The sequence below is a fragment of the Psychrobacter sp. BI730 genome (genome assembly GCF_013414195.1).
Taxonomy (GTDB): domain Bacteria; phylum Pseudomonadota; class Gammaproteobacteria; order Pseudomonadales; family Moraxellaceae; genus Psychrobacter.
In genome coordinates this window covers 100,178-113,835 of the sequence record NZ_JAATTV010000005.1, presented here as the reverse complement: position 1 = coordinate 113,835, position 13,658 = coordinate 100,178, and the positions used below count along the sequence as shown (strand labels likewise).

General features: G+C 43.2%; 12 protein-coding genes. 8 read left to right on the top strand and 4 right to left on the bottom strand.

The features are described from left to right. Nucleotides 1-297 precede the first annotated feature (297 nt). From gshA to HCZ91_RS05140, 7 genes are all read left to right on the top strand, one after another. Nucleotides 298-1,872, top strand: a complete 1,575-nt coding sequence (gshA, locus tag HCZ91_RS05170; RefSeq protein ID WP_179798559.1) for a glutamate--cysteine ligase — start codon at nucleotides 298-300, stop codon at nucleotides 1,870-1,872. 181 nt (nucleotides 1,873-2,053) lie between these two features. Next, entirely contained in the window at nucleotides 2,054-2,566 is a 513-nt protein-coding gene (locus tag HCZ91_RS05165) for a disulfide bond formation protein B (RefSeq protein WP_134292233.1), read from the top strand. Nucleotides 2,567-3,008: 442 nt separating this feature from the next. Continuing rightward, nucleotides 3,009-3,647: a copper resistance protein NlpE N-terminal domain-containing protein gene (locus HCZ91_RS05160; RefSeq protein ID WP_179798558.1), complete on the top strand. Its 639-nt coding sequence runs from the start codon at nucleotides 3,009-3,011 to the stop codon at nucleotides 3,645-3,647. 261 nt (nucleotides 3,648-3,908) lie between these two features. Next, nucleotides 3,909-5,390 carry a UDP-N-acetylmuramate:L-alanyl-gamma-D-glutamyl-meso-diaminopimelate ligase gene (gene mpl / locus HCZ91_RS05155; protein WP_179798557.1) on the top strand — a complete coding sequence of 494 codons (1,482 nt, stop codon included), beginning with the start codon at nucleotides 3,909-3,911 and terminating at the stop codon, nucleotides 5,388-5,390. 357 nt (nucleotides 5,391-5,747) lie between these two features. Further along, on the top strand, nucleotides 5,748-6,002 hold the full coding sequence (locus HCZ91_RS05150; RefSeq protein ID WP_179798556.1) for a GlsB/YeaQ/YmgE family stress response membrane protein: 255 nt from the start codon (nucleotides 5,748-5,750) through the stop codon (nucleotides 6,000-6,002). Nucleotides 6,003-6,236: 234 nt separating this feature from the next. Beyond that, entirely contained in the window at nucleotides 6,237-6,791 is a 555-nt protein-coding gene (gene def / locus HCZ91_RS05145; RefSeq protein WP_057757649.1) for a peptide deformylase, read from the top strand. A gap of 147 nt (nucleotides 6,792-6,938) precedes the next feature. Beyond that, nucleotides 6,939-8,114, top strand: a complete 1,176-nt coding sequence (locus HCZ91_RS05140) for a type III PLP-dependent enzyme (protein ID WP_057762254.1) — start codon at nucleotides 6,939-6,941, stop codon at nucleotides 8,112-8,114. Between the two features lie 78 nt (nucleotides 8,115-8,192). On the opposite strand, the gene HCZ91_RS05135 is transcribed toward HCZ91_RS05140, so the two are convergent. The 3 genes from HCZ91_RS05135 to dnaJ all read right to left on the bottom strand — a co-directional run bounded on the left by HCZ91_RS05135 (nucleotide 8,193) and on the right by dnaJ (nucleotide 11,329). Continuing rightward, nucleotides 8,193-9,113, bottom strand: a complete 921-nt coding sequence (locus HCZ91_RS05135; RefSeq protein ID WP_257019978.1) for a hypothetical protein — start codon at nucleotides 9,111-9,113, stop codon at nucleotides 8,193-8,195. Nucleotides 9,114-9,189: 76 nt separating this feature from the next. After that, complete coding sequence (gene dapB, locus HCZ91_RS05130) at nucleotides 9,190-10,020, bottom strand: 4-hydroxy-tetrahydrodipicolinate reductase (protein WP_179798555.1); 831 nt, start codon at nucleotides 10,018-10,020, stop codon at nucleotides 9,190-9,192. A 172-nt stretch (nucleotides 10,021-10,192) separates the two neighbouring features. Continuing rightward, complete coding sequence (dnaJ, locus tag HCZ91_RS05125; protein ID WP_057757637.1) at nucleotides 10,193-11,329, bottom strand: molecular chaperone DnaJ; 1,137 nt, start codon at nucleotides 11,327-11,329, stop codon at nucleotides 10,193-10,195. A 254-nt stretch (nucleotides 11,330-11,583) separates the two neighbouring features. On the opposite strand from dnaJ, the gene HCZ91_RS05120 reads away from it, so the two are divergent. Further along, on the top strand, nucleotides 11,584-12,402 hold the full coding sequence (locus tag HCZ91_RS05120; RefSeq protein WP_257019977.1) for a DUF2939 domain-containing protein: 819 nt from the start codon (nucleotides 11,584-11,586) through the stop codon (nucleotides 12,400-12,402). Between the two features lie 153 nt (nucleotides 12,403-12,555). On the opposite strand, the gene HCZ91_RS05115 is transcribed toward HCZ91_RS05120, so the two are convergent. Beyond that, nucleotides 12,556-13,620, bottom strand: coding sequence for a disulfide isomerase DsbC N-terminal domain-containing protein (locus HCZ91_RS05115; protein ID WP_179798554.1), 1,065 nt, complete (start codon nucleotides 13,618-13,620; stop codon nucleotides 12,556-12,558). Nucleotides 13,621-13,658: the final 38 nt, after the last annotated feature.

The window sequence follows — 13,658 nt, the reverse complement described above, 5'->3', positions numbered from 1 at the left end:
CTATGTCAAATGGCTTGTAGGCATAATGAACAAAGCATCTATCTCTCAGGTAGATGCTTTTTTTATCAAACTATCTGGCCAGAATAACGCTATATTCGAGATGAATTTGTATTAAAAACAGGGTCAAAATCCTCACAAATCGCTTTGCCTAAAGCTTATCGTATTTGTAATTGTCCGTGGTTTTCAAGACAGCTTTGAGCTAAACTGACGGAATTATTGACCTAACATTTACCTATTTTATGGACAAACGCTTATCGTGTTTTGATCCACTATAATAAATAACAATAGATGACTATTATGAGTAATTTTGCGAGTAGCTTTGTTAATTTCGAAATCCCTAATTGGTTTGATAGCCAACACTTAACGGGTATGCTCCGCGGTATTGAAAAAGAGGGCCTACGCGTAAAGCCTGATGGTTTCTTGGCCCAGACCCCGCATCCAGCCAAACTTGGATCAAAACTTACCCATCCTTTTATTACTACTGATTACTCAGAAAGCCTGCTTGAGCTCATCACTGAACCAAAGTCCTCACCAAAAGAGACCCTTAATATGCTGCGCCAATTGCACGTATTGGTCTATCAGGGCATACCTGAAGGTGAGCTGATGTGGCCATTATCGATGCCTTGCATGTTGTCTTCTAAAGACGAAGATATCCCACTAGCTGATTATGGTAGCTCTAATACGGGTAAGCTAAAAACCCTATATCGTAGTGGCCTTGGTATCCGCTATGGTCGCCGCATGCAGACGATTGCTGGTTTGCATTACAACTTATCTTTTGGTGATACGTTGTTTGAGACATGGCAAGCCAAAACGCCGACCGCACAAAGCCAAACGTTGACAGAGTTCAAAAACGAAAAATACCTAGGGTTGATTCGTAACTTTAAACGTCTGACCAGCCTTGTTTTGTATTTGCTAGGTGCCAGTCCGAGCGTATGTCCTTGTTTCTTGGCAGGGCGTGAGCACGATTTAGAATTGCTCAATGATTCGACCTATTACAAACCTGCTGCGACTAGCCTACGTATGGGTAAGCTTGGCTATACAAATAGCGTGCAAGAGCAGCTTGATATCCGTTACAACTATCTTCCAGAGTATGTCGATGGTCTACGCCGTGCCATCCAAACACCGCACGAAAGCTTTGCTAAGCTTGGCTTAGAAGACGAAAATGGTAACCCGATCCAAATTAACAATCATATTTTACAAATAGAAAACGAGTACTACAGCCCTATTCGTCCTAAACAAATCGCGATGAGCGGTGAAACACCAACCGAAGCACTTGAGCGTCGCGGTATCGCCTATGTCGAGTTCCGTGCTATCGATCTTGACCCATATAGTGACGTAGGTATTCGCCTCTCTAGTGCTTGTTTCTTGGAAGTGATGGCGCTGTATTGCCTGTTCAGTGACTCACCAGACTTGCTACCTGAAGAAGAAGACACGCTCGCTATCAATCTTGAGCGGGTGGTCAATGAAGGTCGCCGTGATGACTTGCATATTATCAATAATGGTCAAGAGCAGTCACTTGAAAGCTGGATGCTAACGCATCTAGAGCGTATGCAGCCGCTTGCTGCCCTGCTTGATGCTCACTACGGTGGTAACGATTACCGTGCGGCCGTAGCATTGATGCAAGGCAAAGCAGGACACTCTGAGTCGACTATCTCTGCACAAGTAAATTCCGATAGCAAACGCTTAGGCAGCTTATGGCAGCTTGGATTTACATTGGCTCAGCAGCATCGCGAGTCTTTATTACAGCAGACACTTAGTCCAAATACCCAAGCTAAATACGAGGTATTGGCAGAAAAATCTATCTTGCAGCAAGCTGAGATTGAGCAATCTGAAACAGAAGACTTTGCGGAATTTTTACAGCAGTATCGCTAAGGCGTGATTACTAGCTTTTGATTACTAACTTTTAACTGCCAGTTATTGATTGCTGAATTCTGATGACTAGTTGACGATTGCTAAGGTCTGATTGCTAAGGTCTGACTGTAAAATTTTGACTGCTTAATCTTGATTGCTACCCTATATCTATTATAGATAAACCCATAAGAGTAACCGCACAATGCGACAGCTAACCACTTACCGTAACCTGCAAGTATTTTTGGTGATAATGGCCATCATAGGCATGAGTTTTGCGCTGTTTTATCTACAGCGTCATCTAGGGCTTTCACCTTGCCCACTCTGTATTTTTCAGCGTGTTGGTCTAATCGTCATGGGCGGATTTGCCCTGATATCAGCGTTGTTTAATCCTAAGTCTAAAGTGATAAGACTATTGCTATGGCTTGGGAGTCTAGTAGGTATCGGCTGGGCAACTGCGGTAGCAGCACGCCATGTATGGCTGCAACATTTACCTGCTGACCAAGTACCTTCTTGTGGTCCAGGACTGAACTATTGGCTTGATACCCTCCCTATCCTACAAGTATTCAAAGAAGTATTTGCAGGATCTGGCGAATGCGCCTCTGTTGATTGGATGCTTATGGGATTAAGTATTCCTGAGCAGTCGTTGATTCTATTTAGTGTGCTGCTGATCGTACATGTCTTGATATTAATGCGTATCGTAAAATCTTCCAAGTAGTATCTTATGACTCAATAAGACGTTAGGTTTCTTTCCTAGTTCTGCTTTTAAAACAGACATTGCTATCTTCGATACGATGTCTGTTTTTTTGTCTACTATTAACCCGCCCTTACAACCCATATTAGCGTTACCAACAGGTATCGCTAATGTCAACTTATGCCTTTTAGATATAAGGCCAACAACAAAAAGCCCACAGAGATATTTTCAAGCCTTTGATATCTTTAGTCAGCTTACCTTATAAACGGATAAGCATTAGATATTTGTCGCTTTCTACTCATAAGCTATCTGTATTTTGAATATAAGATAATGCTGTCAAGTTATTAATTTATATTATTACTACGCGCCCATGCCTTATTATCCTTATCTTTGACAATGGCTTTACGTTGTCGATAGTATAGATGAGCTTGAAAAATACTTGTTAAAAACTGTTTTTGGTATGACCATGATATATTTTGCTCCCGTTCGCTCTACCACGCTTGCTATCGTAAAACGGTGGCGTCCTTCGTTACTGGTAGCGTCACTATGTGTGCTACTCGTAGGCTGTGATAGTGCCTCATCCAATACCGATAAAGACATGGTATCGACGTTCGCGTCGACTGGTTCTGAATCGCAGGAGGCTTCACAATCATTGCAAGATGACAATATTGAGAGTGCTGAGCTAGCGAATGATGATGAGACAGGCGAAATGGTGGAAGGGCAATCATTAATTGCTGCTGCTCAGTCAAATAAAGATACCTATGCAGACAGCTCTATGGAGCGATCAGAAGCAAAAAGCAGTATGCTGCAAGCGACATTGATGGGCGATTATGGCGGTATGGTCTCTTGTATAGATTGCGACAGTATCGACGTTACACTGAACCTATTCGCTGATGGTTCCGTACTAAAAGCAAGTTATTATCATAATCCTGAAAAACCAAAAACACCCCTACTCGAATCGGGCATCTACCGACAAGACAATGATAAAATCTCCATTGTCTATGAAGGAAAAAATATCGAGACCTATCATATCCAAGACAACCGCTTGATACGGATCGATGAACACGATAATTTAGAGGATGACTATACGTTATCACGAAAATAAAAGCGTCCTCATGCTGACTGTTAGCTGGCGTATCTCTACATACTAAAACAGCCAAATTACATTAGCTACATAGCGCCTACTTGTTAGGCGTTTTTTATTGGTCATCGAACAGGGTTTACTTTACAATGATTGCTTGTTTGCCCAGCTGATGTATTGGTCATTGTTTATCAAAGCGTTTATTTTTACTGATGACAGCTAGGCACCTCATACTTTATTTTATCCGCTTTCTATTCTTTTCATTCAAGCGCGTACGGAACGTCTATGCATATTCATATCCTTGGTATTTGTGGTACTTTTATGGGCTCACTGGCATTGCTAGCACGTGCGCTTGGACATACGGTCACGGGTTCAGATGCCAATGTCTATCCTCCTATGTCCACTCAGCTCGAAAATGCTGGCGTGACTATCGAAGAGGGCTACCTAGTAGAGCACTTGCAACCAACGCCAGACTTAGTCGTCGTTGGGAACGCGATGAAGCGCGGCATGGATGTGATTGAGTATATGCTAGATAATGGCTTGCGCTATACCTCAGGTCCGCAGTTTTTATCTGAGCAAGTATTGCAGTCACGCCATGTAATCGCCGTTGCAGGGACACATGGTAAGACCACAACCACTACTATGCTTGCGTGGATATTACATTATGCTGGTATCGACGCAGGGTTTTTGATTGGCGGTGTGCCATTGGTTGATACAACTGACGAGCACTTACAGCAAGTGTTTGCGCACAGCAGCTATTTGAGTGCTGATAAAAGCGATAATGATAAATCTGGTTACTTTGTGATTGAAGCAGATGAGTATGACTCTGCGTTTTTTGATAAGCGTTCGAAGTTCGTTCACTATCGTCCGCGTACTGCTATTTTGAATAACCTTGAGTTTGATCATGCAGACATCTTTGCAGATCTCAACGCGATACAAACTCAGTTCCACCATATGGTGCGTATGATTCCAAGCAGTGGCAAAATTATTATGCCAGCCGCGACCATCAGTCTAGAAGATACGCTAGCAAAAGGGGTTTGGACACCTATCTGGCGTACTGCCGTCATCGACTCTACTTTAGCTAATACCAGTGAAAATACGCGTGCTTTAAAAGATAGTAGCGACTGGCAGGCTGAGCTGATTCAAGAAGACGGTAGTAAGTTCAAAGTTAGTTTTGCTGCTAACGAAGAACCAACTGCTATCGTAAACTGGTCAATGATCGGTATCCATAACGTCAACAATGCATTAGTTGCTGTAGCCGCTGCTTATAATGTTGGCGTCAGTGTTGAGACTGCCTGTGCTGCTTTATCAGATTTCGCTGGTATTAAGCGCCGGATGGAGCTGATTGGCGACGTCAATGACATCTTAGTCTTTGATGATTTTGCCCATCATCCAACAGCTATTACAACCACATTGGATGGTGCCAAAAAGAAGCTGGCTGATAGACGCATTTGGGCTATCATTGAGCCGCGTAGTAACACCATGAAAATGGGTATTCATCAAGACAGTTTGGCTCAATCAGCGGCACTTGCTGACTACACATTATGGTACGAGCCTACTGGTTTGGAATGGGGCTTAAAAGAGGTCATCGAACAAGCTAAGGTAACCAGTGACGCTATCGGCAACCAACAAGTGTTATCAAGCATTGATGATATCATTGAGCATATTAGCAGTCATGCAAAAGCAGGTGATGCGATTGTGGTCATGTCAAATGGCGGTTTTGAAGGGATTCATCAGCGTCTATTAACCGCATTGCATAACGGCTAATGCTTCTAGCTAAGATAATGAAGCAGCTCTTATAAAGAAATAGCTCTTCTTATTCTCTTACATATAAACGCAGCCATCTAATAGATGGCTGCGTTTTTCATTTCTAATATTTATATGTCTTCACTATATGAGTTCAGCACTACAGGTACCACGTTAATAAACGTTGTTAGCACCACTGCTACCTTTGTAACCTTTCGTTTACTTATTGCCCTTACTCGATAGCAAATCGGACTTTTTCCTCACATAGCCCCTACAGTAGTAACATTTTATGCTTACTTTTGCGTCCGAGGAGTGTTTACAATAGATTTATCAAAATTTGTAACACATTATAAATATTAATAATATTAGGAGAATAACATGAGCTTTATTTGGATGATTATTATAGGTTTAGTCGCAGGTTTATTAGCACGTGCTATCAAACCAGGTAATGACCCTATGGGTTGGGTTATGACTATCGTATTGGGTATCGTTGGTGCAATGCTAGGTGGTTTCCTAGCTGGCCTAATCGGTATTAACGCTGATGGTGGTTTCACTGGTCTTATATTCTCAGTAATTGGTGCAATTATCCTACTGTTCTTATATGAAATGATTGTAAACAAACGCCGTGCATAATTAGTTATAAGCTGTGCATAGCTTGGTCATAAATTAATTACTAGCTAATTAAAATACTATATAAACAAAGCCTTGCGTTAAGCAGGGCTTTTTTATGCAATTTATAATCGAAATTTAGTCTTTCTATATACATATAGCATCATATGACTGCGAAAGTATTGATAAGCATTACTTTTGTCCCCATTTATCTTATAATACCAACCCTATTTTGTCCCTATCATTGAGGTGAGCGTTATGGCACTACTCCCTATCTTAAGTTACCCAGATCCTCGCTTGCGTACTATCGCCAAGCCTGTCAAGGAAGTGACTGCTGAAATCAAAACCTTAATCGCAGACATGATCGAGACGATGTATGATGCTCAAGGCATCGGGCTTGCAGCCAGTCAAGTGGATCATCATATTCAGCTTATCGTTATGGATTTGTCTGAAGACAAAAGCTCTCCTAGAGTTTTTATCAACCCAAAAGTCACGCCACTGGTAGAAGAAAAGCAACCGTATGAAGAAGGCTGCTTATCCGTACCTGATGTCTATGACAAAGTCGAACGTCCTAATAAAGTCCGTATCGAAGCGTTAGACGGTAACGGTGAGGTCATCGATGAGGTAGTCGAAGGACTGCTTGCTGTTTGTATCCAACATGAAATGGATCACCTAAATGGCGTAATCTTCGTTGATTACTTGTCTCGTCTAAAACAGACTCGTGCTCGTGATAAAGTCCGCAAAGTTCTCAAAATACGTGAAAAGCAAGAAGCTCAATCAGCAGAAAAACAGACACAAGCCGTCAATTCTTAAAGCTCTACTCTTTATTCTTATCTTTTCTATTTCGTCTTTATCCTTCACATAGTTACGTCTACAGTGGGTGTTAATATTTAGCATTCACTGTTTGGCGATAATTTTTCTAACCGATACAGTTTCCACAAAAGGTTTACTACTATGACAATGATCAAAATTGACCAATATTTTGAACCTGCCAGCTGGCAGAAATTTACCAAGGCTGCTGAAGGCCGCGAGACGCCTTTCTTAGTAGTTGACCTTAGTCGTATCGAAACCAAATACCACGAAATGGTAAGCCTGTTTCCTAACGCAAAACTGCATTATGCAATGAAAGCTAGCCCTGCGGTGGAAGTAATCGATCTACTAGCAAACCTTGGATCAAACTTTGACTGTGCCTCTATTTATGAGCTTGATCGTGTACTTGGTTGCGGCGTTGAGCCATCTCGTATCTCGTATGGCAACACCATCAAAAAAGCTGAGCATGTTAAATATGCCTTTGAAAAAGGCATTGATCTATATGCGACTGACTCAGAAGCAGATCTAAAAAACATTGCCAAACATGCTCCAGGTTCTAAAATATTTGTGCGTATCTTGGTTCAAGGCTCAGAGACAGCAGAATGGCCATTGTCACGTAAGTTTGGTTGCCATCCTAATATGGCCATCGACCTACTGGTTCAAGCACGCGAGCTGGGCTTGGTGCCTTATGGTATCTCATTCCACGTTGGTAGCCAGCAAAAAGACGTCGCTGCATGGGATGATGCATTAGCCAAAGTTAAATATATGTTTGACTGGATGAAGAACGAAGAAGGCATCAAGCTACAAATGATCAATCTAGGTGGCGGCTTCCCAACCAACTACATCAGCGAAGTCAATCCTATTAAGGTCTATGCAGAAGAGATTACCAGCTATTTGACTGATGATTATAATGATGATGAGATGCCTGAGATTATTTTAGAACCAGGCCGTTCACTCGTTGGTGGTTCAGGTGTCTTGGTTAGTGATGTGGTACTGATCTCTCGTAAGTCAGATACCGATTTGACTCGTTGGGTATATACCGACGTTGGTCTATTCCAAGGCTTAATCGAAACGCTAGGCGAAGCTATCAAGTACCCTGTCTATACGCCTAAGATGGAAACGTCTACCAGCGAGGGTACTGTGGTATTGGCAGGCCCAACCTGTGATTCAACCGATATCATGTATGAAGAAGCGGGTTATCAGCTACCAGAAGAGCTTGAGATTGGTGATAAAATCTACTGGCTGACCACTGGTGCTTATACCAACTCTTACTCATCGGTAGAGTTCAATGGTTTCCCACCGCTCGAAGTGGTTTATATTGACTAGTACTTAATACTATTCCACAAAAAAGCGCGGCACGGTTAATACCCGTATCGCGCTTTTTTGTGCTTGACAATTTAATGACTATTCAACTCTTAAAGAAATAGGCACGCTATTATTGGTATTACGGCTACTGTTACTAGTGCTATTGGTTGAGTTTTGTGAAATCTGTCCAATTGTCACCCACTGTCCACGCGGCACGATAATCGTACTGTTCAATCTTTGACCTCGAATAGCATTGCTAGCACTGCCAGTAGAGTTGTCAGTAGAACTCATTTGATTATAAGGTGAATTCGGCTGCACTAACCTTTCTTCTACTTGTAAAAGTTGTACTTCCACCTGTCCATTAGGCAGCAGTCTTGGTGTGACGGCAATGCCTTGTGTCGTCGGTAGTAGTATTTGCTGCTGAATCACGATCTGTGGTTTGAAATTATCGTTAGCTGAGCGATGATAAGTTGAATAGTTATTAGCATTATAGGTTTGAGTTAGCGAATAAAGCGTACCTGTGCTGATACTCGCCGCACTGCCAGATAGTGTTTGTACTTGATATAGATTACTACTCTGCTGCTGGCTGCTACGCTGACTAATAACGCCTGTACCTTGGATACCACGATTGGTAATAATGACCTGACCCTGCTGAATACTACCTTGCAGGCTACTACTATTGCCAACACGTACGGCGACCGTCAATGCCTGTGGTTGACGGTCTATCTGAGACAATAACTGCTGTACTGCCTCATAATTGCGTGCCGTCGTTCGCAGTACCAATTTATCTTGATACGTAGTCACTGTGCCACCGTCAGAACTACTATTTAGTTGCTGCCTTACTGCAGGTAGTAGGCTAGCCCCGCCATAAGTATGGATAACATAGGTTTGAGAAGTACTGGCTTGTACGCTAATTGGTAGAACCGCTAGACTCAGTGCAAAGGCTGATAGGCTTGCAAGGTTGGTGGTACAAAAAGTATTTATCAGTTTATGCCTAACATAACGTTTGATACTATTCATACCTGCTCCCTTGCTGCTATTAAGTCATCAGTCATCACGCTATAGTCAATCATCAACCATTAACTATAAATAGTCGTTAGTCACTTAATCCAAGTACATCTTGCATGTTGTACTGACCTACTTCCTGCTCAACGACCCAAGTTGCGGCACGCACTGCACCAGCGGCAAATGTCATGCGCGCACGTGCACGATGGGTAATCTCAACCACTTCACCATCTGCGATGAACATCACAGTATGGTCGCCTACGATTTCGCCACCACGTACTGCATGAATACCAATTGTTCCAGATTTGCGCTCGCCAGTTTGTCCTTCGCGGCCATAAATAGCAACGTCTTTTAGGTTCTGTCCGCGCGCTTCCGCGACGGCTTCGGCCATCATATACGCCGTACCAGAAGGCGCATCAATTTTATGCTTATGATGTGCCTCAATGATTTCTACATCAGCATCATTACCAAACGCTTTGGCAGCCATACCGAGTAGCTTCAATGATAAATTAACGCCTGTCGAATAGTTGCCCGCATATACGATAGTTATTTTCTCACTTGCTTTTGCCAGTACTTGTTCTTGCTGTTCATTGAATCCTGTGGTACCGATGACCATAGCTACATTATGCTCAGCACAAACTTGCATGTTTTCTTCAGTGGCGTCAGGCAAGCTAAAATCAATCAGTACATCAATATCATCAATCACAGCGGCTAAGTCATCAACGATTTGCACATTTAAATGGCCGATAGCAGCAACTTCGCCGGCATCAGCATCGACTAGGCTAGAGCCTCGACGCTCAATCGCTGCTTTTAATGTAGTTTGTGGATTGTTCTGTACAGCCTCGATAAGCATACGACCCATACGTCCGCCTGCACCGATTACCCCAACGTTGATAGATTTATTATTCGCTTGTTCGCTCATATTTTTACCTTAGATGCTTTATATTTGGTGAAATTATTTTTGACCATATTTATCGTAAGTTTAGCAAATATCATCACATGAATGGCTTTTTATACCATCAATAAAAAGCCCAAAGGTTTCATGTGAAACCTTTGGGCTTAGTTCAATACTAGCTACTTAGTTAGATTATTTCTTAATCGAACAAATCGCCGATTTTTTTGAAGAATGACTTCTTATGTGGCGACTGTTGATGCTTGCTGTCATCATCCAACGTGTCTTGGAATTGGCGTAGCAAGTCTTTTTGCTCACGAGTCAGATTCACTGGTGTTTCGATAACCACACGGCAAATCAAGTCACCTTTCATAGTAGTACGGACTGGCGTTACGCCTTTACCGCGTACACGCAGTAACTTACCACTTTGCGTACCTTCTGCCACTTTGATTTTTACTTTACCATCTAAGGTTGGGATTTCTACTTCCTTACCCAATGCTGCATCAGTGATGCTTACTGGTACATCCATATATAGGTCAGCGCCTTGACGGGTAAAGACATTGTGCTGTTTGACGCGTACTTCGACATATAGATCGCCATTTTGTACGCCAGCGCCGCCCGCTTCGCCTTCGCCAGCTAGACGAACGCGATCACCATCATCGACGCCTGCAGGGATAGAGACTTCTAAGGTGCGTGATTTGTCTTTTACGCCGTTGCCATGACAGTCCGAACAAGGGTTTTTGATCTGTTTACCAGTACCGCCGCAATGAGGACAAGCTTGCTGTACCGCAAAGAAACCTTGCTGCATACGTACTTGACCTTGACCATGACAAGTCTGACAGGTGACCACATCAGACGCATTTTTTGCCCCTTTACCATCACAGGTATCACAAGGCGCAGGAGCCGTGAAACTGATTTCTTTTTTGCAGCCACGTACGGCTTCTTCTAATGTCAGCTCAATCACATAACGCAAGTCAGAGCCGCGACGCGAACGCCCACCGCCGCCGCCACGCTGCTGACCGAAGATATCGCCGAAGTTACCAAAGATATCGCCAAAGATATCTTGAAAGTTACCGCCACCTGCGCCGCCGAAGCCGCCGCCACCCATGCCGTTTTCAAAGGCTGCATGGCCCATACGGTCGTAGGCTGAACGTTTCTCTTCGTCGCTCAATACTTCATAAGCCATTGAAGCTTCTTTGAATTTGTCTTCCGAATCAGGATCATCAGAGTTGCGATCTGGATGGTATTTCATGGCAAGCTTACGGTAGGCTCGCTTAATTTCTTTGCTGTCAGCGGTCTTGCTGACACCTAATATTTCATAAAAATCGCGCTTACTCATGCTCTCTCCTATCGTCTTTACAGCCACACCGGCTCGTCAAATCATCAGCTCAGTTGATAATTGTCTTAATCTTATTCATGACTCTTAGCTATCGGATATGTATAACGTTTCACATGAAACATTACAAATCATATGCTATAGAACCATAATGCTTAGACTTAACCAACAAATACGGTGAAGGCTGCTTAGCCAAATCAATTATAAAAAGTTTGCGCTATTTATGGAGATGGTCTGCTGATTTATCAAGCTCTTAAATGATGAAATTAGCAGTTGGCATCGCTGCGGCAAAAGCCAAACGATTCATTAAGGTTACTGCAAAGCTTTTCGTACCTGAGCGGTGCCCAGTCGTGCTAATATTTACCGCCACATCTACGGTCATTTATACTCATAGTGATGACGCTTGCGACAAGGTATCAAGTCTTATGAAAAAGCTGGTTATTCTATTAATCATCATTGCGGTAGCAGTGTATGCAGGCTCGCCTTATTACAGCGCTTATCAGCTCAAAAACGCTTATGATGATAAAGACGGTGCCACTATCGCAGCGGCTATTGATTATGAGCAAGTGCGACCAAGCGTCCAAAATCAGCTAACCAGCCAATTTGCGACGACAATGACTAAGTATCCACTAATTTCTGAATTGGGCGGTGAGCCGTTGACCCAAGCCGCGAATGGTTTTATCGCGCAGGCAGTTGAAGGTGCTATCACTCCGCAGAATATCGAAAAGGTGATTAATACCCAAGGTCAAGCCAATACAGCAACCAAAGAGCTAGCCGCAGCATGGGCCATCGCTAGCGATCAAGTTGACTTGAAAAACCTAATTCAGAGCTTAATCATTCAGCGCGGTGATGTCGATGCCGTGGTCAAAAGTCAAATGCAGCAAGTCATGAAAAAACAAGCGGCAGAACTTGAGCAGCAAGTCGCCCAAGGCAATGACAGCGAAAAGCCAACGCTTAGCTACTGCGGTATCAATTGCTTTAGTATCAGTGGTCAGGTAAAAGGCTATCCTCTCACTATCGAGATGCAGCGTGAAGGACTTATCAATTGGAAAATCGTTGATATCGTCTTACCATAAATTATTTAAGACAGCTTTTGAGATGCAAAAATGTCTGAATAGAACCATAAAAACCGCCTTATGAACTGATTCATAAGGCGGTCTTTTTACGTTGTTTAGCAGTCCAATACCTTAAAGTTTTGAATTATTGAAACACTTAACCATACCAGTCGATTATTCAACGCCCAAGAATTCTAGAAATTCTGGACTCTCAAAACTCGCCTGATATAGTACGCCATCTTCACGGTAGATGGCAGGCGTCGCCATCACCGCAAGTCCAGCTGCTTTTTCACGATTGGGTGTCACATGGTCAACTGTACAACTTGCTGATGCAGGTGTCATTTCACCCTGTAGCATTGCCCTGTCAAATGCCTGACGACGACTGTCTGCATCCGCTTGGCACCAGATACCACGCATCTGCTTCGGTGACGCCTCATATATCGGATAGCCGATGACATTGACTGTCACACCTTTCGCATTGAGTGATGGCACTTGCTGATGCAAGCGGCGGCAGTAAGGGCAGTTCACATCATCCGCCACATAGATAACGGCTCTCTCAGTAGTGGTTGCTGGATAAGTAATCAGTTGGCTTTTGTCCAATGACGCAAACACAGACTGGTTTTTGCGTTTTTCAAAGTTTTCATCGAGGCCGATAAATTGACCATTTTCGATGACTGATATTTCGCCATCGGTAATATACTGCGCATCATCTGATAGTAAAAACGGCACCCCTTCTAGCGTTGCACCCCAGATAACACCCGGTACTGCGGTATAAAAGAACGGTGTTTTCGCGCTCATGTTCTTAAGCGCAGCCATATTTGCTAGCATGTCAGACTTGACTGAAGCACTGACAGGTTCGCCTACCTGCGCACTCGTGCTACGTACTGGTGTTTTGGTCACTACCCGTTTGCTTGGGTTTTTCTGTAGCTCACCTTGTATGACGTAACGACCATCTTCGGTGATGTGCAGCGGCAGTTGTCCAGCCAAATTCACTTGATACATATTGGGCAGTTTGGATGGCACAATAGAAGTAATCTGTGTTTTGATGCCTGCTTGGGTCAGTACTTGGCGCAAGCGCTTATCGACAGTCGCACTCACTGTCTGAGTTGCTTGCGAATTTGTAGTGCTTTGCGTTACGTTATTACTGTTGGCATCCGCTGAACTTGGCTGAGCACAAGCAGTGGTTGCTAATAGTATGACACTGATTAGGCTAGCAGACTTTAATACAGGTAATGTCACAGAGAGATTCCTATCTGGCTTTTAATAATGACGATTTT

Excerpts from the sequence above, each read along its gene's own strand:
- gshA (WP_179798559.1), top strand. The coding sequence starts at position 298 with ATGAGTAATTTTGCGAGTAGCTTTGTTAATTTCGAAATCCCTAATTGG.
- HCZ91_RS05165 (WP_134292233.1), top strand. The coding sequence starts at position 2,054 with ATGCGACAGCTAACCACTTACCGTAACCTGCAAGTATTTTTGGTGATA.
- HCZ91_RS05160 (WP_179798558.1), top strand. The coding sequence starts at position 3,009 with ATGATATATTTTGCTCCCGTTCGCTCTACCACGCTTGCTATCGTAAAA.
- mpl (WP_179798557.1), top strand. The coding sequence starts at position 3,909 with ATGCATATTCATATCCTTGGTATTTGTGGTACTTTTATGGGCTCACTG.
- HCZ91_RS05150 (WP_179798556.1), top strand. The coding sequence starts at position 5,748 with ATGAGCTTTATTTGGATGATTATTATAGGTTTAGTCGCAGGTTTATTA.
- def (WP_057757649.1), top strand. The coding sequence starts at position 6,237 with ATGGCACTACTCCCTATCTTAAGTTACCCAGATCCTCGCTTGCGTACT.
- HCZ91_RS05140 (WP_057762254.1), top strand. The coding sequence starts at position 6,939 with ATGATCAAAATTGACCAATATTTTGAACCTGCCAGCTGGCAGAAATTT.
- HCZ91_RS05135 (WP_257019978.1), bottom strand. The coding sequence starts at position 9,113 with ATGAATAGTATCAAACGTTATGTTAGGCATAAACTGATAAATACTTTT.
- dapB (WP_179798555.1), bottom strand. The coding sequence starts at position 10,020 with ATGAGCGAACAAGCGAATAATAAATCTATCAACGTTGGGGTAATCGGT.
- dnaJ (WP_057757637.1), bottom strand. The coding sequence starts at position 11,329 with ATGAGTAAGCGCGATTTTTATGAAATATTAGGTGTCAGCAAGACCGCT.
- HCZ91_RS05120 (WP_257019977.1), top strand. The coding sequence starts at position 11,584 with ATGATGAAATTAGCAGTTGGCATCGCTGCGGCAAAAGCCAAACGATTC.